Annotated in this window: 26 protein-coding genes and 2 riboswitches; of the genes, 19 read left to right on the forward strand and 7 right to left on the reverse strand. The window is 44.2% G+C overall.

All coding sequences use genetic code 11. The features are described from left to right. Positions 1–39 precede the first annotated feature (39 nt). Positions 40–1,530, reverse strand: a complete 1,491-nt coding sequence (locus ACKRAT_RS01825; RefSeq protein ID WP_411843410.1) for an MDR family MFS transporter — start codon at positions 1,528–1,530, stop codon at positions 40–42. A gap of 245 nt (positions 1,531–1,775) precedes the next feature. Between ACKRAT_RS01825 and ACKRAT_RS01830 the strand changes: the two genes are divergently transcribed. The 6 genes from ACKRAT_RS01830 (at position 1,776) to ACKRAT_RS01855 (ending at position 6,195) form a co-directional block, all read left to right on the forward strand. Continuing rightward, the gene (locus ACKRAT_RS01830; RefSeq protein WP_411843411.1) at positions 1,776–2,243 is read left to right on the forward strand and encodes a GNAT family N-acetyltransferase; all 468 of its coding nucleotides are present in this window, start codon (positions 1,776–1,778) and stop codon (positions 2,241–2,243) included. Between the two features lies 1 nt (position 2,244). Further along, positions 2,245–2,400, forward strand: a complete 156-nt coding sequence (locus tag ACKRAT_RS01835) for a hypothetical protein (protein ID WP_411843412.1) — start codon at positions 2,245–2,247, stop codon at positions 2,398–2,400. Between the two features lie 114 nt (positions 2,401–2,514). Next, entirely contained in the window at positions 2,515–3,438 is a 924-nt protein-coding gene (locus ACKRAT_RS01840) for an ABC transporter ATP-binding protein (protein WP_411843413.1), read from the forward strand. Further along, positions 3,431–4,381: an ABC transporter permease gene (locus ACKRAT_RS01845; protein WP_411843414.1), complete on the forward strand. Its 951-nt coding sequence runs from the start codon at positions 3,431–3,433 to the stop codon at positions 4,379–4,381. Before ACKRAT_RS01840 ends, ACKRAT_RS01845 begins: the two co-directional genes overlap by 8 nt. A gap of 103 nt (positions 4,382–4,484) precedes the next feature. Next, positions 4,485–5,429 (forward strand): bile acid:sodium symporter family protein, encoded by a 945-nt coding sequence (locus ACKRAT_RS01850; RefSeq protein ID WP_411843415.1) that lies wholly within the window; start codon positions 4,485–4,487, stop codon positions 5,427–5,429. A gap of 130 nt (positions 5,430–5,559) precedes the next feature. Then, a complete protein-coding gene (locus ACKRAT_RS01855) occupies positions 5,560–6,195 on the forward strand; it encodes an O-methyltransferase (protein WP_411843416.1) in 636 nt (211 codons plus the stop codon). Positions 6,196–6,354: 159 nt separating this feature from the next. Here ACKRAT_RS01855 and ACKRAT_RS01860 read toward each other — a convergent pair whose 3' ends face one another. After that, positions 6,355–6,936, reverse strand: coding sequence for a YkoF family thiamine/hydroxymethylpyrimidine-binding protein (locus ACKRAT_RS01860; protein ID WP_411843417.1), 582 nt, complete (start codon positions 6,934–6,936; stop codon positions 6,355–6,357). Between the two features lie 83 nt (positions 6,937–7,019). After that, a riboswitch (TPP riboswitch) is annotated at positions 7,020–7,119 on the reverse strand. A gap of 152 nt (positions 7,120–7,271) precedes the next feature. Here ACKRAT_RS01860 and ACKRAT_RS01865 point away from each other — a divergent pair. Next, positions 7,272–8,258 carry an acryloyl-CoA reductase gene (locus tag ACKRAT_RS01865; RefSeq protein WP_411843418.1) on the forward strand — a complete coding sequence of 329 codons (987 nt, stop codon included), beginning with the start codon at positions 7,272–7,274 and terminating at the stop codon, positions 8,256–8,258. A gap of 36 nt (positions 8,259–8,294) precedes the next feature. Here ACKRAT_RS01865 and ACKRAT_RS01870 read toward each other — a convergent pair whose 3' ends face one another. Both ACKRAT_RS01870 and ggt read right to left on the reverse strand, forming a co-directional pair. Continuing rightward, a complete protein-coding gene (locus ACKRAT_RS01870; RefSeq protein WP_411843419.1) occupies positions 8,295–9,251 on the reverse strand; it encodes a rhodanese-related sulfurtransferase in 957 nt (318 codons plus the stop codon). Positions 9,252–9,380: 129 nt separating this feature from the next. Beyond that, the gene (ggt, locus tag ACKRAT_RS01875) at positions 9,381–11,093 is read right to left on the reverse strand and encodes a gamma-glutamyltransferase (RefSeq protein WP_411843420.1); all 1,713 of its coding nucleotides are present in this window, start codon (positions 11,091–11,093) and stop codon (positions 9,381–9,383) included. A 185-nt stretch (positions 11,094–11,278) separates the two neighbouring features. Between ggt and queC the strand changes: the two genes are divergently transcribed. From queC to ACKRAT_RS01905, 6 genes are all read left to right on the forward strand, one after another. Continuing rightward, entirely contained in the window at positions 11,279–11,941 is a 663-nt protein-coding gene (gene queC, locus ACKRAT_RS01880) for a 7-cyano-7-deazaguanine synthase QueC (RefSeq protein ID WP_411843421.1), read from the forward strand. After that, entirely contained in the window at positions 11,941–12,351 is a 411-nt protein-coding gene (gene queD, locus ACKRAT_RS01885; protein ID WP_411844394.1) for a 6-carboxytetrahydropterin synthase QueD, read from the forward strand. The genes queC and queD overlap by 1 nt, the downstream gene beginning before the upstream one ends. Further along, positions 12,348–13,067, forward strand: a complete 720-nt coding sequence (gene queE, locus ACKRAT_RS01890) for a 7-carboxy-7-deazaguanine synthase QueE (RefSeq protein WP_411843422.1) — start codon at positions 12,348–12,350, stop codon at positions 13,065–13,067. Before queD ends, queE begins: the two co-directional genes overlap by 4 nt. Positions 13,068–13,160: 93 nt before the next feature. Beyond that, positions 13,161–13,793: a DsbA family protein gene (locus ACKRAT_RS01895; RefSeq protein WP_411843423.1), complete on the forward strand. Its 633-nt coding sequence runs from the start codon at positions 13,161–13,163 to the stop codon at positions 13,791–13,793. 65 nt (positions 13,794–13,858) lie between these two features. Continuing rightward, a riboswitch (PreQ1 riboswitch) is annotated at positions 13,859–13,905 on the forward strand. Between the two features lie 88 nt (positions 13,906–13,993). Continuing rightward, positions 13,994–14,482 (forward strand): preQ(1) synthase, encoded by a 489-nt coding sequence (gene queF / locus ACKRAT_RS01900; protein ID WP_411843424.1) that lies wholly within the window; start codon positions 13,994–13,996, stop codon positions 14,480–14,482. A 51-nt stretch (positions 14,483–14,533) separates the two neighbouring features. Continuing rightward, positions 14,534–15,175 (forward strand): queuosine precursor transporter, encoded by a 642-nt coding sequence (locus ACKRAT_RS01905; RefSeq protein ID WP_411843425.1) that lies wholly within the window; start codon positions 14,534–14,536, stop codon positions 15,173–15,175. A 168-nt stretch (positions 15,176–15,343) separates the two neighbouring features. On the opposite strand, the gene ACKRAT_RS01910 is transcribed toward ACKRAT_RS01905, so the two are convergent. Further along, the gene (locus ACKRAT_RS01910; protein ID WP_411843426.1) at positions 15,344–15,628 is read right to left on the reverse strand and encodes a hypothetical protein; all 285 of its coding nucleotides are present in this window, start codon (positions 15,626–15,628) and stop codon (positions 15,344–15,346) included. Positions 15,629–15,743: 115 nt separating this feature from the next. On the opposite strand from ACKRAT_RS01910, the gene ACKRAT_RS01915 reads away from it, so the two are divergent. After that, on the forward strand, positions 15,744–16,259 hold the full coding sequence (locus ACKRAT_RS01915) for a GNAT family N-acetyltransferase (RefSeq protein WP_411843427.1): 516 nt from the start codon (positions 15,744–15,746) through the stop codon (positions 16,257–16,259). 75 nt (positions 16,260–16,334) lie between these two features. After that, positions 16,335–17,525, forward strand: a complete 1,191-nt coding sequence (locus ACKRAT_RS01920) for a dicarboxylate/amino acid:cation symporter (protein ID WP_411843428.1) — start codon at positions 16,335–16,337, stop codon at positions 17,523–17,525. A gap of 58 nt (positions 17,526–17,583) precedes the next feature. Here ACKRAT_RS01920 and ACKRAT_RS01925 read toward each other — a convergent pair whose 3' ends face one another. Continuing rightward, positions 17,584–18,015: an ion channel gene (locus tag ACKRAT_RS01925; protein ID WP_411843429.1), complete on the reverse strand. Its 432-nt coding sequence runs from the start codon at positions 18,013–18,015 to the stop codon at positions 17,584–17,586. Between the two features lie 73 nt (positions 18,016–18,088). Here ACKRAT_RS01925 and ACKRAT_RS01930 point away from each other — a divergent pair, with 73 nt between their 5' ends. Beyond that, positions 18,089–19,240 carry an MFS transporter gene (locus ACKRAT_RS01930; protein ID WP_411843430.1) on the forward strand — a complete coding sequence of 384 codons (1,152 nt, stop codon included), beginning with the start codon at positions 18,089–18,091 and terminating at the stop codon, positions 19,238–19,240. A gap of 57 nt (positions 19,241–19,297) precedes the next feature. Beyond that, a complete protein-coding gene (locus ACKRAT_RS01935) occupies positions 19,298–20,218 on the forward strand; it encodes a hypothetical protein (protein WP_411843431.1) in 921 nt (306 codons plus the stop codon). Positions 20,219–20,275: 57 nt separating this feature from the next. Here the strand turns inward: ACKRAT_RS01935 and ACKRAT_RS01940 are convergent, their stop codons facing one another. Further along, positions 20,276–21,187 (reverse strand): LysM peptidoglycan-binding domain-containing protein, encoded by a 912-nt coding sequence (locus tag ACKRAT_RS01940; RefSeq protein WP_411843432.1) that lies wholly within the window; start codon positions 21,185–21,187, stop codon positions 20,276–20,278. 266 nt (positions 21,188–21,453) lie between these two features. Here ACKRAT_RS01940 and ACKRAT_RS01945 point away from each other — a divergent pair, with 266 nt between their 5' ends. Both ACKRAT_RS01945 and ACKRAT_RS01950 read left to right on the forward strand, forming a co-directional pair. Continuing rightward, a complete protein-coding gene (locus tag ACKRAT_RS01945; protein WP_411843433.1) occupies positions 21,454–22,068 on the forward strand; it encodes a Bax inhibitor-1 family protein in 615 nt (204 codons plus the stop codon). A 46-nt stretch (positions 22,069–22,114) separates the two neighbouring features. Next, positions 22,115–22,834 (forward strand): YebC/PmpR family DNA-binding transcriptional regulator, encoded by a 720-nt coding sequence (locus ACKRAT_RS01950; RefSeq protein ID WP_411843434.1) that lies wholly within the window; start codon positions 22,115–22,117, stop codon positions 22,832–22,834. Positions 22,835–22,837: the final 3 nt, after the last annotated feature.

Raw genomic sequence — 22,837 nt, forward strand, 5'->3', positions numbered from 1 at the left:
TTCGGAATTCTTTCCGGAAAGGGTATTTGCATTTTTGCATTAAGTGTTCGTATCAGACTGTTCCATTTCCATGTTATCCATAGGCTTCGCACGGTAAACGAAAAATGACATGATCACTGCGATGATGGAAATTATAAATGCGATGAAATATACCAGTTCCACACCGGCGACCATCGCCTGATCAATCGTGGCGGGATGCTCTGGGTTTGATGAATCTTGCAGGAAGTGCATCTGTCTTGTGTTCATGATGCTGATGAACACTGACACGCCGATGGCGCCTGCGACAGGCTGCAGTGTGGTAATCACTGCCGTACCATGCGGGTACAGACGTTTAGGCAATTGGTTCAATCCATTGGTCTGTGCCGGCATCATTGTTGCTGAAACGGATATCATGAGCAGCATGAATGAGACAAGGATGACCCACGTTGAGCTTTCGGTATCCAGCCGGCTCATCGTGAACATCGTTCCGCTCAGTATGATTGTTGCAGGAATCATCAGCGGACGGGGGCCGAGTTTGTCGAACAACGCGCCCATGAATGGAGAGAGCGCTCCGTTAAGCAGACTTCCCGGCAACAGCAATATTCCTGCGGCAGCCGCACTTAAAGCAAGCGGCCCCTGCATATAGATCGGCAGGATAATCTCGGAAGCGAACATCGTCATGACGATGATCAGAAACAGTATGACGGCATGCGCGTACATTGGATATTTAAATACGCGGAGATCCATGATCGGTTCTTCGAGTCTGATTTGTCTGAGTGCAAATAATACAATGCCGAGGATTCCGGCGGAAATTGCGATGAGCACTTCAGGACTTAAAAATCCGGCGTCACTTTTTCCGACGGAACTGAATCCATAAATTGTTCCGCCGAATCCTATTGTAGAAAAGACGATGGATAAAATATCAATTTTCGGTTTTGTAACTTCAGATACATTCACCAGGAAAATGAAAGCAAATATTATTGAGAACAAGGAAAATGGAATTACAGTAATGAATAAAAATCTCCACCCTAAATATTCAACAATAATTCCTGATAACGTCGGACCCAGTGCAGGTGCGAACATAATCACCAATCCGACAATTCCCATGATTTTTCCGCGTTTATGCGGGGGATATATGAGCAGGAAGACATTGAACATGATAGGCATTAACATTCCGGTGCCGATTGCCTGGATAAAGCGTCCGGAAAGCAGGACGGGAAATGTCGGAGCCATTGCACAGATTGTCGTTCCAACGGTAAAAATAATCATAGTTCCCAAAAACAGTTGTCTGGTTGTAAACCACTGTAGCAGCAAAGCGGATACCGGAATAACAATTCCCATAACGAGCATAAACCCGGTTGCCATCCATTGTACTGTCGGCAATGTTATATCAAATTCGTGCATAAGTGTTGTGAGTGCAATATTCAAGAGTGTCTCATTCAAAATAGCGAAGAAGGCACCGATGATCAGTGACAGCATAATCGGTAACGTCTTGACGTCAGGGTTTTCGGATAAGTACTCATATTCAGGTGCAGTACGGGTGTTGTCCATAAGTGGAAACCTCACTTTAGTAATCTATCGGAATTAAGCTGGAACGTGCAGTTTAATTGATCCGACACTAGATTATAATACGCAGATAAAATAATAACAATGAAAACCTGCGAAAGATGGGAAATTAATTTTCTTTGATTTTAAAGCAAAATCAACGACCGGATTATGAGGAGCTTACTTCATATTAAAACCTTCATCGATTATGTATAATATATGTATGTGGATATATTACAGAGGTGAATGCTATGGAAACAGCTTTTCTTTCAGAAAGACCGGAGTATAAAACTGAAGTGGCCAGAATCATATTTGAACGTTTTCATTTGGATGAGCGAAGAAAAGGGACATTCAAAGAAACTGTAAGTTTTTTCTCTCAATCCGGAATCGAAGCGTATCCGATCACCATGATTGCCATAAAAGGCGGCAAGTGTGTCGGCACAGTATCCATCTACAGTAATGACCTGCCTGAAAGACCGGAATACCAGCCCTGGCTGGCAGCTCTGTATGTCCTGCCCAAATACAGGGGACAGGGGGTCGCAGACAGATTGGTTGCAGATATGCTGGATCATCTGAAAGGTTTGGGGTATGAAACAATCTATGCAAAAACACAGACACAATCCAGGTATGACTATTATATGCAAAAAGGCTGGGAACTTCTTGAAACGATAGATGTGGATGGTCATGATAATTATATTTTCAGAAAAAGGAACGATTGATATGAGATGCGGAACAAAATGTTTCATCATCACTGTGGAGCAGGAAAATGAATTGATCACAGAAGAAGTGCCGGCGCGCTCCCAGGTTGATGCGAGAAAAATTGTACGGAAGCGGTACGGCGAGGGTTCGACAGTTAAATCGGTGAGAAGAAAATAATTCAGACATGGAAGACATGTCTGAATTATTTTGATTCTCTATTATCAGTTTTTAGTAAACTAAATTTTTGTTATTATTGTATGTGGTGAATATAAAAACGAAGGAGGCGTTATTTTGGCTGGATCGGCAATGGAATTGATTAACCTTAATAAGAAGATCGGATCCAAAAAGATTATTAAAGATCTGGATTTAGAAATACATAAGGGCGAAGTGTTTGGCTTTCTCGGACCGAATGGTGCTGGTAAAACGACGACGATAAGAATGATGGTCGGTCTGATGGGTATCACTGATGGTGATGTGAGAATTTTAGGCAAAAGTGTCAAATCGGATTTTAAAGGTGCAATCCGCGAGGTGGGTGCAATTGTTGAAAATCCGGAAATGTACCCCTTTATGACGGGAATGCAGAATCTGAAGCACTTTGCTAGAATGAGTCCGGGTGTGACGAAGGAACGCATTAACCAGGTCATATCATTAGTGGGTCTGGAAAATGCGATTAAGACGAAAGTCGGCAGATATTCCCTCGGGATGCGCCAGCGTCTGGGGATTGCCCAGGCACTGCTTCACAGCCCGTCGGTATTGATACTGGATGAGCCGACCAATGGCTTGGATCCTGCGGGTATCCGTGAAATCAGGAAATATATCAGACGGCTTGCGGATGAGGATAATGTGGCCGTAATCATTTCCAGTCATCTGCTTTCCGAAATCGAATTGATGTGTGACCGGATCGGTGTCATAAAAAATGGAGAGCTGATCGGCATACAATCTGTACATGAACAGCAGACGGATGAAGATCCTGAACGTCAGATCCGCCTTGAAGTGGATCCGGTGGAAAATGCTTTGAAAGTGCTTAAGGCACACCATGGTATAGAAGCCGGGGAAAAGGGTGGATTTATAAGCTTCACCGCAAAAAAATCTCTCATGCCGGGTATCGTGACTACTTTGGTTTCTGAGGACATACTGGTGTACAGAGTGGAAGTATCCAGCGCATCCCTCGAAGATAAATTCTTCGATCTGATTGGAGAGAATGTAATTGGGTAACATATTTGGTCTTATATGGAACGAAGTATCAAAAATATATATACAAAAATCGACCTGGATCATGTATATCTTTTTGGCTGTACTGATCGTTGCTGTGGCTGCCATTACAGCAACGGCGGATGTGGCGAATAAAGAATACGGTGAAAACTGGCAGGACGAACTCAAAACTGAAAATGAGGAATTGACGAAAGAGATGCAGGAAGAGGAGTTCATGACGCAGATGAACACCGAGCAGATCGAAATGAATCAATATCATCTTGAGAATGATATCAAACCTGTGCCTTATGGCGCATGGCAGTTCGTGATTGATAATGCGATGCTGTCTTCTGTCATCAGCCTTCTGACCATTATCGTGGCCGGCGGGATTGTAGCAAATGAGTTCAGATGGGGAACGATCAAACAGCTGCTGATCCGTCCGATTTCAAGAACGACGATCCTCATATCCAAGTATCTTGCAGTGCTGATATTCGCAATTATTACGCTTGGATTCCTGCTCATCCTTTCATGGATTACAGGTGCTTTATTCTTCGGTATGGCAGGTGTAAACCCAGAACTTGTCATCAGGAATAATGAAGGCATCACAACGGTTAGCGCGATTGGAGAGATGATAAGCAGTTATGGCTTTAAGCTGGTCAACCTGTTCATGATGGCAACATTCGCATTTATGATTTCAAGCATTTTCAGGAACAGTGCACTGGCAATCGGGACTGCAGTATTCCTGATGATGGCGGGCACTTCGATTGTCCAGTTCTTTGCGGATAAAGCATGGTCCAAATATATCCTGTTTGCAAATACGGACCTGACCGTCTATGACTCACAGATGGGACCCTTAAGGGAAGAAATGACAATGGGCTTCTCAATCGGGGTGCTCATCGTTTATTGGATAATATTCATGCTGGCATCGTGGTTCGTGTTCACACGCCGGGATGTGGCAGGACAGTAACACTGGCCGGGGCATTCGCTCCGGCTTTTTTGTTTCACCGCTAAAATGTTACCCTGTTTAATGTGGTAGAGTGGTAATAATATAATTTAAACCAGGTGATTATGTGTTGGAAAAACTGAATGGCTTTATACAAAAATGGATTGCCGTCATAACCCCTCTGAGCCTCGTCATCGGCGTACTGCTCGGTGATTTTGGATCGCAGTTTCTATTCCTGATTACATTCCTGTTTGCATTTATGACATTTACAGGTGCATTGGGAATGGACTTTAAAGACTTTAAAACGGTAATCAAACATCCCGCAGCAATTTTGATTTCTCTAGTGTTCCTGCACATTCTCATGCCGGTATGGGCATATCTTTTAGCGACTGTCATATTCGATGATCCGCTGTATACTATTGGATTCACCCTGGCGGTTGCGGTGCCGACAGGCGTGACGTCGGTCATTTGGGTCAGTGTGACAAGGGGAAACCTGCCGCTGACACTTTCAATCATCCTGATCGATACACTGCTCGCACCAATCATTCTGCCATTGATTTTGATTGCCATATCCGGTGAGGCGGTCTCGATTGATAATAAGGAATTGATTATGGGACTGATATGGATGATTGTGCTGCCGACACTCCTTGGTGTGACTCTGAACCAGCTGACAAAGGGCAGGGTGCGGGAAACATTGGGGAAACCACTCGCCCCGTTTTCCAAAATCAGTCTGATGCTTATTATCATGATCAACGGCAGTGTGATTTCCCCGTACTTCTATGATTTTTCCTGGGAGATCATCGGTGTTCTGCTGCTGGTTTTATTCATCACGATTTCAGGCTATGCCTTTGCATTGCCGATCGGACACTACTTGCTGAAAGATCCTGCAGTGATTACGGCATTCACTTTTAATGCCGGTATGAGAAATATATCGGTTGGAGTCGTCATCGCTACAGCATATTTCCCGGCGAAAGTCGCGATGCCGGTTGTATTCTGCATGTTATTCCAGCAGGTCATGGCTTCATTTTTCAGCAAAGTCATTGAAAGGTATCAGGCATATCGTCTCTATTGACGCAGTTTGCATTTAATTGCATCTTCCTGTATTATAACAACATAACATTTTATTAAATATTCAGAAAATGATATCTAATAAAATGTTATAAATAAAAGAACCACAAAATTATGGAGGCGACTTATTTAACATGTCCAAACTTTGGAACGCTGTGGACGACTATTTCAACGCAGAATTGAATGCTGATGACGAAGTGATGACTGGCATTCCCGCAAACAATGAGCTAAGAGAGGAGGCAGTTACCGGACAGGGCAAGCACCTTCATCTTCTTGCCAAGATCAAGGGTGCCGCATCTATTTTGGAAATCGGCTCTCTTGGCGGCTACAGTACATTATGGCTGGGAAAAGCACTTCCCGAAGAAGGGAGAATGGCATCACTCGAATCCAACGCGGAATATGCGCAGATAGCTGAAGACAACATCACAGCAGCCGGACTGGAAGACAAAGTCGAAGTGATTCATGGACCTGCTGAAGACACACTGCCTAAATTGCTTGAAAGAGGATATCCACGCTTTGATTTCATCTATATCGATGCAAACCAACAACTTTATCCGGAATATTTAGAAGCCGCGATAGAGATGGCGAAATGCGGATCTGTTATTATAACCGAACGCAAAATCGAGGATAAATTCGAGGAAGAAAAAAACGGGCCTGAAATGCAGAAATTTATCCAGATTCTAAAAGACGAGCCGCGTATTAATGCAACTGCAATTCAGACAGTAGGCACTAAAGGACATGATGGATTTATAATGGCGGTACTGGATTAATATAAGAGAGAGCGGGAAATATCAATTTCCCGCTCTCTCTTTCTGTATATGGACATCGTTGTACTGGACGAAGTCCATATATCCGGTCATCTGGACGTCGTTGTACCGGACGAAGACCGCCTGCAGACTCCAGCGCGGCAAATGCCGGCGGATACCGCCCTATTCCTTAGAAGACGGACTGTTTGCGGAAACGGTGAATGCCATGGAAACGTGATCCACGGCTTCGGCAATATTATTAAAGGATTTTTCCAGCGTTTTGAAAATACCGTTGGCGTTCCCATCGAGGCGTGTTGCACCCTGCGCCGGTGTGACTTTGATTTCCGGATTGGATGAAAAATCAATCTGTGCTTCTATTTTTTTCATATAGTCGGTATCGCCGAGTGGGTAGAGTGAGAATTTTGCCCCGGCTTTCTGCTCAATCTGTGTGGACTTTTCCTGATTCAGAGCAACCCCGGAGCTCTCCAGCTGGATCATGCCTGATTTATCCCCGGGACATCCGATTGCCGCTGTCCCGCTCAATGCAACATGTTCTCCCGTTTTGGCTGCATGAAGAAAGACGGCCTGCATCACGTCGAAAATATCTTCAATGCTTCCTCTGATCTCTGTATTTACATCGTCGGTTTTCATTTCAACATTGGCTGTATCGACTTCATCGAGCGCACCCAGAATGATTTCGACAAACCGGTCGCACATCGGGAAAAGTGTGAACTGTGCACCTGCTGTACGTTTTTTTACTGTCATTTATACCCCTCCATTAAATTTTTGAATAAAAAAACCACATCCCAGGCGGAATGCAGTCATATATACTAATTAATAGAGTCATAGTTATGTTAGCTGCACTTCCCCACGCTGGTGTTATCCAGATCGGGTGATAAGGGTCCGGTTTCCCGTCTCAGCCTTTTAAAAGCTCCCCCAGTGATCAAGTTATGCAGTTTTTTATTCCCTTTCATAGTAACAGTGATACGCTGCTTTAGTAAAGGTGTACAAAACGATCAAGCATTAACCGATACAGTGAAATCTATCTGTATTATAATAGGAACTAACTTTCAATCAAACGAGAAAGGGCGGATGAACACATGGATCGATTTAAAGCGTTGGTAGTGGATAAGGTAGACGAAAAGATGCAGATGGAAGTGAAAGAGATTGGACTGGAGGATCTTTCTGAAGGGGAAGTGACGATAAAAGTTGCCTACTCCAGTGTGAACTATAAAGATGGCATGGTGGCTGTCAAAGGGGATTTGGCTGAAACGCTTCCCCTGGTGCCGGGCATTGATCTGGCAGGTACGGTAATTTCGTCAGAAGATGAACGGTTCAAAGAAGGGGACGAAGTGATTGCCACAAGCTATCTTATCGGGACCCGTCATACAGGCGGTTTCAGCGAAGTGGCCAGAATTCCGGCAAAGTGGATTGTCCCATTGCCTGAAGGATTGACTTTGGAAGAATCAATGAAATTGGGGACGGCCGGGTTCACAGCCGCTTTATGCATTCAGAGACTGGAAGAGAACGGTTTGACCCCTGATAAAGGCAGAGTATTGGTCGATGGTGCGAGCGGCGGTGTAGGAAGTATCGCGGTCAATATGCTGGATGACCGTGGATATGAAGTCGTTGCAAGTACAGGAAGGACAGAAGAGGCGGAATATTTAAAGTCTCTCGGTGCGTCCAAAGTGATTCATAGAGACCAGGTGACAGACTTCAGAGGACGGCCGACACGCACAAGACAGTGGGCTGCTGCAATCGATCCGGTGGGCGGTAAAACACTGCAGTATATTTTAAGCAGCCTGGATTATGGCGGGTCTGTTGCGACATGCGGTCTGGCAGGCGGTATCGAAGTACAGACGACTGTTCTGCCATTCATTTCCCGCAACATCAACTGGCTCGGCATCGATTCGGTAAGACATCCGATGGAACATCGGATCAAAGTATGGGACAGGCTGGCGGATGATATGAAGCCTTCAGCGCTGGAAACCGATATCTCACATGAAATCAGTTTAGAAGATCTGCCGGATACTCTACAGGATATCCTAAAAGGTAAAATTCGCGGCAGAATCATTGTAAAGCTATAGAAAAAGCGCCAATCCGTCGGATTGGCGCTTTTAATCTTATTTAGCGTAATATTCTTCTTCAAGTTTCTGAATTCGTTCTCTGACAAATTCAGCAGAAAGTTTGTTATCAATGACATATCTGTTTATTGGACTTTTGGCACATTCGATTGAGCAGCCGCCTAAGTGCTTCGCTTCATTTTCTTCGGATGCAAGAATCTGCGCGTTGCAGTCAGGGTCTGCACAGTTGATGTAGCGCTCGCATGGTGTGCCGTCAAAATGGTCTTTACCGACGACTGTATGCTCAACCTGGTTGACAGGCACTGTAAGCCTCTCATCGAAAACATACATCATGCCATCCCAGTTTTGGCCTTTTGCCACAGGGTCTTTGCCGTAGGTGGCAATACCGCCGTGAAGCTGGCCGACATCTTCAAAACCTTCGCGTTTTAACCACCCTGAAAACTTCTCGCAGCGGATACCGCCTGTGCAGTAAGTCAGGATACGTTTGCCTTCCAGCATCTCACGGTTTTCTTCAACCCAGTCCGGAAGATCGCGGAAAGCTTCTACGTCTGGACGAATGGCACCTCTGAAATGGCCCACATCGTATTCGTAAGTGTTTCTTGCATCCAGGACGATGGTATTATGATCCTGCATCTGTTTCATGAAGTCGGCAGGCTCCAGATACTCACCGGTCAATTCTCTCGGATTGATGTCTTCCTCCAGGCTCAGGTTTACAAGTTCCTGGCGCGGACGTACGTGCATTTTTTTGAAAGCATGGCCGTCTGATTCATCAATTTTAAATACAATATCTTTAAATAAAGGGTGTTGCTCCATATACTCAATATATTTCTCTGTGTCTTCGACAGTACCGGAAACAGTACCGTTGATCCCTTCAGCGGCTACAAGAATTCGTCCTTTGAGATTCAGGCTCTTGCAGAACTCAAGGTGTTCTGCAGAAAATTCCGCAGGGTCTTCAATGTCTGTGTAATAGTAATACAGTAAAACTTGATATTCCATATTTGGTTTCCACCTATCAATTATATTTGCAGGATATACCTGATAGAACGCATGAACTTTTGTTTCATGCAATATTAGATTATACCAAGTCTACTGTTATTTTTAAAGTGTTTTTACAATTATCCGCCATTATTCAAGGCCTTCTGCATCCCCGGGACGTGGAGAATCCGCCACACCGTAGAGAAAGTGGCCATTGGTCTGGTCGATCATTATGGCCTGGACATCGCCAAGTCTTGTATCTGCCGACACCACTCTGAATGAATGAGTGAATTCATATCCCAGAGATCTAAGCTTCTGCAGAGCTTTCTCATTGATGCCGTCTTCCCATTGCGTTTCGAGGTCCGGTGTTGTATAAAGACGGGGCTCTTTAATCGCCTTTTCCAACGGCATATTATAATCTATGACATTCAAAATGGTCTGTGCCACCGATGCGACAATTGTCGGTCCGCCCGGTGATCCGAGTGTGAAGAACGGTTTATCATCGTGGAACATGATCGTTGGACACTTGGAACTCGCCGGATATTTGTTACTGTTGGGTTCATTGACATTACCGGGCTCAGGGTTGAAATCGGTTAAATCGTTGTTCAATAAAAAACCGTAATGGGGGACCATGATTCCTGAACCGAATATCCTTTCAATGGAAGAAGTGCAGGATGCAATATTTCCCCATTGATCCACTGCAGTAAAGTGAGTGGTTTCATATCCTTCATTATCCACATAGGTGTTGGTCTGGATGGAGCCGTCTTTACCTTCCTGATATTCCCACGGGTCTCCAGCTTCGACTTTTGATACATCTTTATTCAAATCAATCTGATTGGCTCTTTTTTTAATATAATCCGGGTGAAGCAGTCCATCCGAAGGCAGACGGTGGAAGTTGGGATCTCCAATATGTGCCTCGCGGTCTGCCAGAGCGAGTTGAAGGGTTTGCGCCATAAGATGATATTTTTCCCAGGAATGGGGCTCATATTGAGAGATATCCAGTTCTTCGAATATTTTCAGCTGCTGGGCCACCGCCACGCCGCCGCCGCTCGGCGGGTAGGGGAAGGCAAGTTTGAAATCTCTGTATGTGCTCCAGAGCGGCTCATCTATTTTCACATGATAGTTGAGCAGATCCTGATGGGTCAGCATGCCGCCATGCTCCTGTACCGTGTCGATGATCGCATCTGCTATTTCGCCTTCATACACAGCCTTAAAGCCCTGGTCCCTGATGATTTCCAAAGTTTTCGCAAGCTCCAGCTGGGTGATGGTATCGCCTTCTCTCAGCGGTTTGCCGTTTGGCGTGAATTTTTGACGGGCGGTCTCTTTAAGGCGGTGCTTGAATAACTGAATCGTCCGGTCCCAGAGCGAATTCACCCTGAATTCATTTTTGGCAAGATGAATCGCCGGGTCGATCAGCTGTTCAAGGGGCAGGGTGGCATAATTTTTATGCAGATATTCAAGACCTTTCATAATGCCCGGCACACCGATCGAGACGGGACTTTCTGTACGCTCGTCAAACGGCATCACTTCTCCGTCATCCTCGACAAAGCAGTCCGGAGTAAGGCCGGAGGGTGCTCTTGAATGGGCAGTGACGACTTTTGTCTTTTTATTTTCATTATCATAACAAAGGATAAATCCACCTGCACCAATTCCCGTATTCATCCCTTCCACAACGGCCAGAGCAAGCTGGACTGCAATAAGTGCGTCAAAGGCGTTACCGCCCTCATCGAGCATTTTATTGCCCGCTTCGGATGCTTCTTTAATTGCACTGGCTACCATACCGTTATAGCCCGTGTCTCCTTTGTCCTCATTGTCAATTCTATATTGTTTCTGAACTTGAAATATCTCTTCCAGATTTGCCATATGTTTCACTCAACTCTTTCTGTAATTATTTAAGATGTAGTTATCTCTTAATTGCCTGAAATTGATAAAATTAAACACAAACAGCCTTTTTATATGTAATAAAGACAGTTTGCCAAGTGGAAAAAGCAGCTGGAAATTGATAGAATCATATAATTGGATATTGAATCGTTAGGAGTCGTTAGTGAATGGATAAGAATAAAGCATTAGTTGTTTTCTCCGGCGGGCAGGACAGTACGACATGCATGTTCCATGCCCTGGAAAATTATGATGAAGTAGAACTGGTAACATTCGAATATGGTCAAAGACACAGCCTTGAAATAGATGTCGCAAAAAATATTGCAGAGGAACATGCATTAAAACATCATGTACTTGATATGTCGCTGCTCGGGCAGCTGAGTCCGAACGCCCTGACAAGGCATGATATGGCAATCACCCAGGATGAAGATGCGGATGTGCCGAATACATTCGTTCCTGCACGCAACATGCTTTTCCTGTCGTTTGCGACAGCACTTGCCTATCAGATTAAAGCGAAGACGATTATCACCGGTGTGTGTGAGACGGATTTCAGCGGATATCCGGATTGCAGGGATATATTTGTCAAATCGATGAATGTGACGGCAAACCTGGCGATGGATAAAGATTTCGTCATTGAAACACCGCTGATGTGGCTGGATAAAAAAGAAACATGGGCACTCGCAGATCAGTATGGCAAACTCGATTACATCAGGGAAAAAACGCTGACGTGCTATGAGGGTGTGATCGGGGATGGCTGCGGGGAATGTCCATCCTGTAAATTAAGAAACGCAGGTCTTGAAGAATATTTGAATGAAAGGGAGGGGCAGGCATGATGTATCAGACACCATCACACGATTACGAATACGAGCTGAATAAAGATTTGAATTTTTCAGCGGCCCATCACATTCCGGATGAACTTGCAGGGAAGTGTGCCAGAATTCATGGCCACACCTATTTTGTGAATATGACAATCGCAGGAGATACACTGGACAATCTCGGTTTTCTAGTGAATTTCTCTGCAATTAAAAAATTGATTGATGAAGCATTTGATCATACACTGCTTAATGATCACGCACGCTTCAGTGATCTGCCGCCAACATCGGAAACAATGGCCAAAACGATATATGAAATGGTGTCGGAATATCTGGTTACATTGGATAACCAGCCGGTATGTCTGCAGGTCTTCCTGAGAGAGACGCCGACAAGCTATGTAATCTACCGTCCGAAGGAGCACAGAAAATGATGAGAGTACCTGTATTGGAGATATTCGGTCCGACGTTCCAGGGGGAAGGGGCGGTAATCGGCCAGAAAACAATGTTTGTCAGGACGGCCGGCTGCGATTACAGCTGCAGCTGGTGCGATTCGGCATTCACGTGGGACGGTAGCCAAAAAGAAAACATCCGGATGATGACGGCGGATGAGATGTTTGGGTCATTGGACGAACTGGCACAAGGGAATTATAATCACGTAACGATTTCAGGGGGCAATCCGGCACTGCTTAAAAATATGCAGGAGTTTGTGGTACAGGCTAAGGAAAAAGGCATCAAGCTTGCAGTGGAGACACAGGGGACTGTTTTTCAGGAGTGGATGAAACGGATCGATGATGTCACCATCAGCCCGAAACCGCCGAGTGCCAACATGGAAACAGATTTCACGAAACTTGAAAATGTAATGGCGGGCCTCGATGCGGGAGACGGGGCATACAACCTGAAAGTCGTCGTATTTGATGAAAAAGATTTTGAATATGCAGCGGAGATGCACTTGAAATATCCATCCATTCCATTCTACCTGCAGGTGGGCAACCCATACTTGGGGAATAAAGTGGAAAATCATACGTACAGACTTCTGGAACGATATGAAAAACTCGTGGAATTGACGATGAACGATCCGCGCATGAATGATGCCCGGGTATTGCCGCAGCTCCACACACTTCTCTGGAGCAACAAGCAGGGTGTGTAGCCTTAGGCACTTGAAGAGATATAGGCGTTCCAACCTGTTACAATAAAAGAAAGTGATTGAACAGATTATAACTATCATCAGGGAGGCATATTTATGAGAGTAGAGATTTGGTCGGATATCGGCTGCCCGTTTTGCTATATCGGCAAACAGAATTTTGAAGCGGGTGTTAAGGAGTTTGCAGGAAAAGATGATCTGGAAGTGGTTTATAAAAGTTTCCGGCTCGATCCCACTGCTGAAAAAGAACCGGAAGGTTCGATGGCGGAACTGCTTGCTAAAAAGTATGATAAGAGTGTCAAGGAAGCAGAGATTATGAACAGTCAGGTGGCCGACGCAGCAAAAGCCGTCGGACTTGAGTTTAATATGGATAAAGTGGTGCCGTCGAATTCAATGGATGCCCACCGTCTGGTTAAGCTCGCTGAAGCGGAAGGTAAAGAGAGCGAAGCAATGAATCATCTTTATAAAGCCTACTTCACTGACGGTATCAACGTAGCGGATACAGAATCATTAGTCCGGATCGGAACTGACATGGGACTCGATGCTGACAAGATCCGTGAAATGCTGGCAAGTGATCAGTATAAAGAGCATGTGATTACGGATCAGAATGAAGCGAACCAGCTTGGTGCACAAGGCGTACCGTTTTTCGTCATCGACAGGAAGTACGGCGTATCCGGCGCCCAGCCGCCGCAGGCGTTTAAAGAAGCGTTGACGAAAGCTTCTGAAGAATAGTTTTAGAGAAAACCATTCTTCCAATTTCACGTCTGATATAGTATAATATTTCACGTGCAAATAAATATGAAGAGGTTCTTAGCCCAAACCCTCTATAAAAAACTAAGACACGGATCAATAATCGATGCCATGTGCCTTAGAAGGGATACATGGCATTTTTTAATGGAACAAATGCCGTTTATCTGTAAAGGAGAATTAGAATGAGTGAAGATTACACTAAAGATTTAAGTCTTCTGGGTAACCAGGAGGTCAAATACGACTTTGAGTATAATCCGGGTGTTCTGGAAACATTTGATAATAAACACCAGGGACGGGATTATTTCGTAAAATTCAACTGTCCGGAATTCACAACATTGTGTCCCATTACAAACCAACCGGACTTCGCCACACTTTACATCAGCTACATACCGGATGTGAAGATGGTTGAGAGTAAAGCGCTGAAGCTGTATTTATTCAGCTTTAGAAACCATGGTGGCTTTCATGAAAACAGTGTAAACATGATCATGGATGACCTGATCGGGCTGATGGATCCCAAATACATCGAAATTTGGGGCAAGTTCACACCAAGGGGCGGCATCTCAATCGATCCGTATTGTAATTACGGCCGTAAAGGGACGAAGTACGAAGAGATGGCAAACCACCGGATGATGAATCATGATATGTATCCGGAACGCGTGGATAACCGTTAGTTTTTAGAGGGCTGATAAGAATTTCTTCCTGAAAATTAAGGAGGAAATAATATGTTATTCTATTTGACCGCACTTTTCTCAGGACTGCTGGTCATATCCAACATCCTGGGTGTTAAACTCTTTGCATTGGGAGATTTCATGCTTCCAGCTGCAGTCGTCGTATATATGGTGACGTTTCTAATCACCGATGTGGTGGGTGAGGTATATGGGAAAAAGAATGCGAGAAGAACGGTGCAGGCTGGATTCTTCACGCAGGTCGTCGTTCTATTCTTCATATATCTGGCGATAGAACTGCCGCCGGCAGCTGCATTCAATATGCAGACAGAGTATGAAATGATTCTCGGCGGGAGTTTTCAGGTGATTGTTGCAAGCCTGATTTCTTATCTGGTAAGTCAAAACATCGATGTGTCCATCTTCCATAAACTGAAGTCACGCCACGGCGGGAAAAAACTCTGGCTGCGTAACAATGCCTCAGCTACCGTGACGCAGCTGGTGGATACGACTCTTTTCATCGTTATTGCATTCTGGGGTGTTGTGCCATTCGGTGCAATGATCGGCATGGTTGCGGCACAGTATGTGGTGAAGATGGTCATTGCATTAATTGATACACCGGTCGTTTATCTGCTCGTGAAGGTTGCCCGCAGCAGAAAGCAGAATGAAGATACTTATGATGAAGCACAACTGCAAGTTTGATAAATGAGTGGGAGATCCGGGTGCAGATGACAATCTGATTCCGGGTCTTTTGCGTTTATGGCACCCTTTCAGTGCCATTCCAGGTAACCCCGGGACCTTACAATTATTCTCTCCATACAAAAAGCCGGAACTCAAATCAAAATGTCCCGGCTCTTCAATCAATATATATTAATTTTCTGCAGTTTCTCTTTGTTTTCCGAATGTAACCAGCTTATACAGGTGATATATTGCGCCGAACAATACGACTAACGGCACGATGATGAGTACCAGGAAGAATAGTGAGCCCCCGAATTTACGCAGGCCGAATGTAGCGAAAAAGTCCCCGGAAGTTACTTCGGCGATCGGCGGATAGAAGCCATATATGTAAATCAGTCCAATCACAGCCAGGGTCAATACATAGAAAATCATGTTTGAGACGTGATATGGTCTGGTATATTTATCAAATTTAAACATTTTACAAAACCCCTCTGTATTAATTCTCAACCACATTATACACTATTAGTATGTATATATGAATAGAAAAAAGTGAAAATAAAGACTTGTGAAAAAATTAAAGGGAGTGTTTGATATGCGTCTGAGAAGTGCTGACAAAGAAGATTTATCAAGAGTGATGGAGATTACGAAAGCAGTGGTGCCCTTTATGCAGGCAGCCGGAAATACTCAATGGAGTGAGATATATCCGAATATGGAAAGGTTTGAGAAGGATTGTGAAAACGGATCACTTTACATTTATGAAGATGACGGCCTCATAAGAGGATTCACCGTCGTCGATGACGAACATCCCGAGGCCTACAATGGCATTCGATGGGAAATTCCGCGCGAATCCTGTGCCGCGATGCACAGGATGGCAGTGGACCCGTCATGCCAGGGGAAAGGAATTGCAGGAGACATGATTAAACGTGTAGAATCCATATTGGTGGATGCGGGGTATGACGGCATCCATACTGACACATCATTGGAAAATGAAAAAATGCAGTACCAGTTTGAAAAGAATGGATTTGCATTCAGGGGCAAGCTCCATCTGGATGAAAATGAAGACGATTGGTATGTTGCATATGAAAAGATTCTCAAGAAGGACAAATAATCCGGAAGGCCGGCCTTCTGTTATTTCTACCAATGATGTAATATAGAGTTATTACATAGGTAGGGGGAGTTTTAAGTGAAGTTATTACTGAAGCTGATTGCTGGTATCGTTGTAGGTATCACAGTCGGTTCACTTTATTATGGGATAGATGCAACAGGAGGGTTGGATGCATTTCTCACATTTTTAGCAAGACTTTTTGTAACGTTGGAATCCATACTTGGCAGTTTTATATTCTTTATGATTCCACTGATTATTTTATTCTTCATTGCAAACGGTATTTCTAAAATTGGCGAGGGATCAGGCAAGGTTGTCGGTGCGACATTGGGTACGGCATACCTTTCCACTTTAGGCGCAGGTCTTATGGCATACGCAGTTTCAATGTTCATAATGCCTAAAATCACAGATGGGGGAAGTGTCCCTGAAGAGGGCACGGCACTTGAACCGTTTTTCGAATTTGAAATTGCGCCGCTCATGGATATTCTGACCGCCCTCGTTCTGGCATTTGCATTCGGTATTGTTATTACACTGACAAAATCCGAATTGATGCAAAAGTGGTTTGAAGAAGGGAAGAATATCATTGAGTTTATAATTGAGAAAGCTGTTATCCCGCTTCTTCCATTTTATATCGCAGGGGTTTTCGCCGGAATGGCGGCACAGGGCACAATCTTTAATACACTTGCAGTATTCGGGGTCGTTTTGCTCGTTGCCGTTATACTCCACTGGGTCTGGATTACAATACAGTATACAATCGCCGGTGCTGCGCTTGGAAAAAATCCATTTAAAATGATTAAAACAATGATTCCGGCTTATTTTACAGCACTGGGTACAATGAGCAGTGCAGCAACAATCCCGGTAACACTCAGACAGACTAAAGAGAACGGCATCCGTAACAGGATCGCGGACTTTGTCGTACCGCTTTGTGCGAACATCCATCTGTCAGGAAGTACAATTACCATCGTCAGCTGTTCCATTGCGGTCATGACAGTGCTTCCGGAATACCAGCTGCCCGGATTCATGTCCATGTTCGGTACAATTCTTCTGCTTGGCGTCGTGATGATTGCAGCGCCTGGAGTTCCGGGTGGCGCAATCATGGCCGCAAGCGGTGTGCTGATGACGAACCTCGGCTTCAATGAAGCGGCAGTTGCATTCATGATTGCACTTTATATGGCACAGGACAGCTTCGGCACAGCAACGAACATCACAGGTGATGGTGCTGTAAGCGCGGTCATCGATGCCTACGAACAAAAACTGAATAAAAAGGCATAAAGAGATTCAGCCGCTGATTAACATTTTGTTTTTCAACGGCTGAATTTTGTATCCCCGTTTATTTGGAAGATGAAGTGCTGTTGGCTGAATTACTCTTTGTAATTTCTTTGATGAAAATTATTGTCGGTGTGATGATGCCGAGGAATGCCTCGAACAGCGAAATGTAACGGATGGGGCCGAGGGGGTTTAAATCTCCGTAACCGATGGAAAGCAGCGTCACACCGCTGTAGTAAATCATTTCTGCGAAATCATGGTTCTGTACGATTTTCCCCTTATTGCTGTCCATAAGGATAGGGGAATCGAATGAAATAATGAAATAAATCACTGCAAAGATCATCAATAAGGAAGTCATCACTGTAAAGATGTACAAATAGAGCGGCCAGTGCAGGGAAAATTTATGTGTGCCTCGTAATTCGCCTTTCTTCTTGGCGAATGCGCCGAGTTGAAATAAGAAAAAAATGATGAACACTGTCAGAAAAACTTGAGCCATCTAATCCCTCCAAAGTGGAAAATTTGTTTATAATATAGAATAGCAGTAAAAAATGAATTAAAGGATAATTTCAATGCATAAATTTCTATACATCATCATAATAATATGTTTCCTGGATTTATTCATCCAATTGCCGATCATTACACCGTTCGCAATCTCCCTCGGTGCAAGCGAGTATACCGCCGGCATCATTGTTGCTGTATATTCCCTGTTTAACATGGCCGGAAACGTTTTCGGCGGTTACTTTTCAGATAAGATAGGCAGAAAGAACATGCTGCTTCTGGGTATGGTACTGCAGGTTTTCATCATACTTACCTACACAATCGTCCCCTCTGTAAGTCTTCTTCTGGCCATCCGTGTGGTCCATGGCTTCTCCAGTGGGCTGCTGACACCAGCCGCATTCAGCCTGGTTGCCGATATATCCAAAAAAGCAACAATCGGCCGCTCCATGGCCCTTACGGGTGTTTCCATCGGTACAGCAGCAGTCGTGGGGCCGGCTCTCGGCGGAATCATTTCCAGTCAGGCCGGCTATCAGACTGTCTACTTTGTGCTTGCAGGAATATTTATCGTGGGTATTCTTCTTACAATATTAACTGTTAAAGAAAGTACAACTGAAGAAAGCAGGGACAGTCATTATCAGACGAACTACTGGCAGATCATAAAGCGGCCATCACTGATAGTTGCATATGTTTCAGCTTTTACTCTGATGGTCTCCAACGGATCTCTGGCATTCGGATTACCATTAAAAACAGTGGCACTTGGACTGTCGGACCAATCCACAGGAGCGATGCTCAGTGTGTTTGGCATTACTGCCATTATCATTTTTGCCACACCGCTCAATAAGATTTACAGCAGATACAGCCCGGTGGCACTCGTCAGTGCCGGCATTTTAATTGTCGGCTTCTCAATGATTCTCCTTCATTTTGTACCCTCTACAATTTTAGTGTATATGACGATGGTGATTTATGGTGCAGGATTCAGTTTAATCTTCCCGTCCATGAATAAAATCATCGGACAAAATACGGAGATGCATGAACGCGGAAAGGCCAATGGCATATTTTACTCGTACTTCTCCATCGGCTCTGTTGCAGGATCTTTTCTTTCAGGTATTTTTGCAACGTATTTTGAAACACCTTTCCTGTTCATCGGAATCACTATAATTCTGCTGCTCAGCGTCATATTCATTGCGCATAAAAAAGCACTTGCAGACGCAGATACATTATAATATTGCTTTTAAATCATAATGAGGCGGGTAATCAATACTAAGTAAGGATGTGACATTATGGAAAACCTACTCTTAATGGGGATTCATGGAAGAATCGGACAACATCTGTATCTTGAACTGAAAGAGGATTACAATTTGTTCGCGTTCTCAAGCCCTAACCAGGATGACAGCGAGCTGGATATTACACTGCTTAAAAATGATCTGTTCATACTTCCGGAAGTGGAGAAGGCATTGAAAGATATCGATGTCGTTATTTTCTTCGAAGATCCTATTATGAGACTGAACAGGCTGACACAGGGACGATTTGAAGATCTGTATGTATTGATTGCCGATAACATTGCCCGCGCATGTCAGATGAATGAAGTGCCCCAGATCATATTTGTTGCCGATGAAGTCAGTCCGGATTATATGGTGGATGTACTCGCTGCTTACGGCGCGGATGTGAGCGTCACTTCAACCCCGGTAAAAAGATATGGAAAAAACCTGTCATATAAAACGTCTGATTATAATAATGTCAGAAGTGTGCAGCGCGCACCATTGCCGCCGGGATGGAATATTAAAGAGGTCGGACGCTATTATTTTGAATGGCTGGATGAGATACTGTACGGATTGATAAATGTAGAGTTCGCCGCACAGCTGATAAAAATACATGTAATCAAAATGGAGCATCCGGTACTTGTGATCGAGTACGATGCAAAAGCCAGCTACAACGGTGTGGAAATTTACCGGATAAAAGGCGGCGGCCTGTCCAGAAGAGCACCGAATAAAACACCAAGGCTCGAATTCCGGGCACTCCCTACAAGAAACGAATTTATCATTGCCCTGCACGATTTTGAACCTAAGCTGCCATGGGGGATCTATCTCATGACCCAGGCGCCGGTCCACAGCCTGGTCAATCGGATCTATCAAGTAGAGATGATCATCAATACAGAAGCACCAAGAACCGAGAACGGGCGGCCAAAAAACCGTAGTTATTGATAATAAATCCATTGAAAAACCCCACAGGACTTTGTCCTGTGGGGTTGAATTAATATATTAATGGATAAAGTTGTGACCGGATACTTGTGAAGCACTGATTGTTCTGAATGTCTTAACACCCTGGCCGCTGCCAAAGTTCATTTCAGATACGAGGATTGAACCGTCAGAGTTGATTCTTTCAACAATCGCCACGTGTCCCATGCCCCATGCAAAGTTTGTCCATGCATTCGCCTGCAGGATCGCACCGACTGAAGGTGAGCTGCTCACTGAGTAACCCTGGCTTCTTGCCGCGTTATCCCAATTGGATGCGTTGCCCCAGTTGTTGCCTACCGGTTTGCCGAGCTGCTGGCGGCGTTCGAAGACGTACCATGTGCAGTCGCCCCAGTAGTAATAGTTCGTGCCGTAGGAAACACTGGATGGTGCCGGTGCTGAAACAGACGGCGTTTTAACTTCTTCTTTCTTCGGCGCAGCCTGGGCTGTGTTTGAAGAAGCATTTGAGCTGCTGCTTGAAGCACTTCCACTCACTGTAAGTTTCTGTCCCGGATAAATAAGGTGGGATGAAATATTGTTGTTGTTCATCAACGTTCTGTAGTTCATGCCGTGTGCTCTGGCGATACTGCTCAGAGTGTCACCGGATTTTACAGTATATGTACCGCTGCCCGTATTTTCGGAGCTGCTTGAAGATGAACTGCTTGAATTCGAATTACTGGATGAAGCATTTGAGCTGCTTGAAGATGAACTTGAAGCACTGCTTCCCCCAATTGTCAGAGTCTGGTTGATAAGGATCAGATCTGAAGACAGATTATTCCAGGATTTAAGCTGTGATACACTCACGCCGTTCTCCTGGGAGATTTTCCAAAGTGTGTCTCCACCTTTTACTTTGTATGTAGATGATGCTTCAGCGTCATCAGCCAAGCCGTATGCAGCAAACGCTGCTGTCGCAGTTAGTGCAGTAAGTACTTTTTTCATTGGTTGAATTATCCTCCTGGGTTGTAAAATCTTATATGTATTGGATTTAAATTTATGTTCATAAAACTGTAAGATGTCTATTGAATACAAAATATATAATATCAAATAAAATACATTATTTGCGTATTGTAATCGAACTGTAATATAAATAAAATATTTGGTATACAAACTGAATATTTACGTAACTTCGCAAATACTCTGAAATGGTTGTATGATTAAGATCAGGGTATTGAGAGGATACGAAAAAAAGATGGAGGTATAGAGGGATGAGCAGTTCAAAAAATTTCAGGCTCGTATGGCTTTATTTTGCCTATTACTGGATTATTTTCGGCATAGGGGCATACTTCGGACAGTATCTGCCTGATGCATGGAGACCCACTGCCTCCATGGTGCTGTTTGGAATCATGATGATTTCACTTTTTGTGCGCGGATTCAACCGCAGCGGACCGATCATCAGTCATATTTATGCGATTTTAATCGGGCTGGTGTCCTTCGGTCTGCTCGAATCATTTATCAATGATTTCGGACCGGGTGTATTTTACCGTATAGTACTGTTGGGGATACTCGTCTTTGTATTCTTCGGCATTATCGGTTACTTTTTCCTGAAAGATATTACGCATTGGGGCAAGTATTTATTCATCGCATTGCTGATACTGATATTTACATCATTAATGAGCTTCTTTATAGATCTGCCTTATCTGCATCTGGGCATAACGATTGTAGGTCTTGTGCTCTATATACTTTTCACAATGTATGACTTTAACAGAATGAAGAATAAAAAATTCTCCGAGCGGGAAATGGGCTTCAACTTATTTATCAACCTGCTCATTATTATAAAACGCATGCTGCGACTGTATAGATATATGAACAAAAATCGTTAAAATGGTATATTATAATATGAAATCTGATTTGAAGGAAGATGAGATCATGGGAAGAAAATGGAATAACATTAAAGAGAAAAAAGCACAAAAAGACCAGAATACCAGCCGTATAAATGCAAAATTCGGCCGTGAGATATATGTTGCAGCAAAAAAGGGAGAACCGGATCCGGAGAGCAACCAGGCGCTTAAAGCGGTGCTGGACCGTGCGAAAACATATTCCGTGCCCAAACATATCATCGACAAGGCGATTGATAAGGCGAAAGGCAGCGATGACGAAACGTTCGATGAACTGCGTTATGAAGGATTCGGGCCGGAGGGTGCAATGCTGATCGTCGATGCACTGACAAACAATGTGAACAGGACGGCATCCGATGTCCGTGCAGCATTCGGCAAGAATGGCGGTAACATGGGTGTGAGCGGCGCCGTCAGTTATATGTTCGATTCCAGAGCTGTATTCGTCTTTAAAGGATTTGATTCCGAAGAAACAATGATGTACCTGATGGAAAATGATGTAGATGTGGAAGATGTGACCGAAGAGAACGAGTTTACAGTAGTATACGCAAACGCCCAGGCCTTCCATGAAGTGAAGCGCGCACTGGATGAAATGGGCGTCGATGATTATGAAGTCGCAGAGCATACAATGATTGCCCAGAACGAAGTGAACCTGAGTGATGATTCACTGGAACAGTTTGAGAAACTGTTCGAAGCACTGGATGACCTTGAAGATGTATCCAACATTCATCACAACGTCAATCTGGGCGCTTAAAGT

It is taken from the genome of Salinicoccus sp. HZC-1 (assembly GCF_046736035.1).
Classification (GTDB): domain Bacteria; phylum Bacillota; class Bacilli; order Staphylococcales; family Salinicoccaceae; genus Salinicoccus.

Bases quoted from the DNA above. Each gene is read 5' to 3' on its own strand.
- ACKRAT_RS01825 (WP_411843410.1), bottom strand. From the start codon at position 1,530: ATGGACAACACCCGTACTGCACCTGAATATGAGTACTTATCCGAAAAC.
- ACKRAT_RS01830 (WP_411843411.1), top strand. From the start codon at position 1,776: ATGGAAACAGCTTTTCTTTCAGAAAGACCGGAGTATAAAACTGAAGTG.
- ACKRAT_RS01835 (WP_411843412.1), top strand. From the start codon at position 2,245: ATGAGATGCGGAACAAAATGTTTCATCATCACTGTGGAGCAGGAAAAT.
- ACKRAT_RS01855 (WP_411843416.1), top strand. From the start codon at position 5,560: ATGTCCAAACTTTGGAACGCTGTGGACGACTATTTCAACGCAGAATTG.
- ACKRAT_RS01860 (WP_411843417.1), bottom strand. From the start codon at position 6,936: ATGACAGTAAAAAAACGTACAGCAGGTGCACAGTTCACACTTTTCCCG.
- ACKRAT_RS01865 (WP_411843418.1), top strand. From the start codon at position 7,272: ATGGATCGATTTAAAGCGTTGGTAGTGGATAAGGTAGACGAAAAGATG.
- ACKRAT_RS01870 (WP_411843419.1), bottom strand. From the start codon at position 9,251: ATGGAATATCAAGTTTTACTGTATTACTATTACACAGACATTGAAGAC.
- ggt (WP_411843420.1), bottom strand. From the start codon at position 11,093: ATGGCAAATCTGGAAGAGATATTTCAAGTTCAGAAACAATATAGAATT.
- queC (WP_411843421.1), top strand. From the start codon at position 11,279: ATGGATAAGAATAAAGCATTAGTTGTTTTCTCCGGCGGGCAGGACAGT.
- queD (WP_411844394.1), top strand. From the start codon at position 11,941: ATGTATCAGACACCATCACACGATTACGAATACGAGCTGAATAAAGAT.
- queE (WP_411843422.1), top strand. From the start codon at position 12,348: ATGATGAGAGTACCTGTATTGGAGATATTCGGTCCGACGTTCCAGGGG.
- ACKRAT_RS01895 (WP_411843423.1), top strand. From the start codon at position 13,161: ATGAGAGTAGAGATTTGGTCGGATATCGGCTGCCCGTTTTGCTATATC.
- queF (WP_411843424.1), top strand. From the start codon at position 13,994: ATGAGTGAAGATTACACTAAAGATTTAAGTCTTCTGGGTAACCAGGAG.
- ACKRAT_RS01905 (WP_411843425.1), top strand. From the start codon at position 14,534: ATGTTATTCTATTTGACCGCACTTTTCTCAGGACTGCTGGTCATATCC.
- ACKRAT_RS01910 (WP_411843426.1), bottom strand. From the start codon at position 15,628: ATGTTTAAATTTGATAAATATACCAGACCATATCACGTCTCAAACATG.
- ACKRAT_RS01915 (WP_411843427.1), top strand. From the start codon at position 15,744: ATGCGTCTGAGAAGTGCTGACAAAGAAGATTTATCAAGAGTGATGGAG.
- ACKRAT_RS01925 (WP_411843429.1), bottom strand. From the start codon at position 18,015: ATGGCTCAAGTTTTTCTGACAGTGTTCATCATTTTTTTCTTATTTCAA.
- ACKRAT_RS01930 (WP_411843430.1), top strand. From the start codon at position 18,089: ATGCATAAATTTCTATACATCATCATAATAATATGTTTCCTGGATTTA.
- ACKRAT_RS01935 (WP_411843431.1), top strand. From the start codon at position 19,298: ATGGAAAACCTACTCTTAATGGGGATTCATGGAAGAATCGGACAACAT.
- ACKRAT_RS01940 (WP_411843432.1), bottom strand. From the start codon at position 21,187: ATGAAAAAAGTACTTACTGCACTAACTGCGACAGCAGCGTTTGCTGCA.
- ACKRAT_RS01945 (WP_411843433.1), top strand. From the start codon at position 21,454: ATGAGCAGTTCAAAAAATTTCAGGCTCGTATGGCTTTATTTTGCCTAT.
- ACKRAT_RS01950 (WP_411843434.1), top strand. From the start codon at position 22,115: ATGGGAAGAAAATGGAATAACATTAAAGAGAAAAAAGCACAAAAAGAC.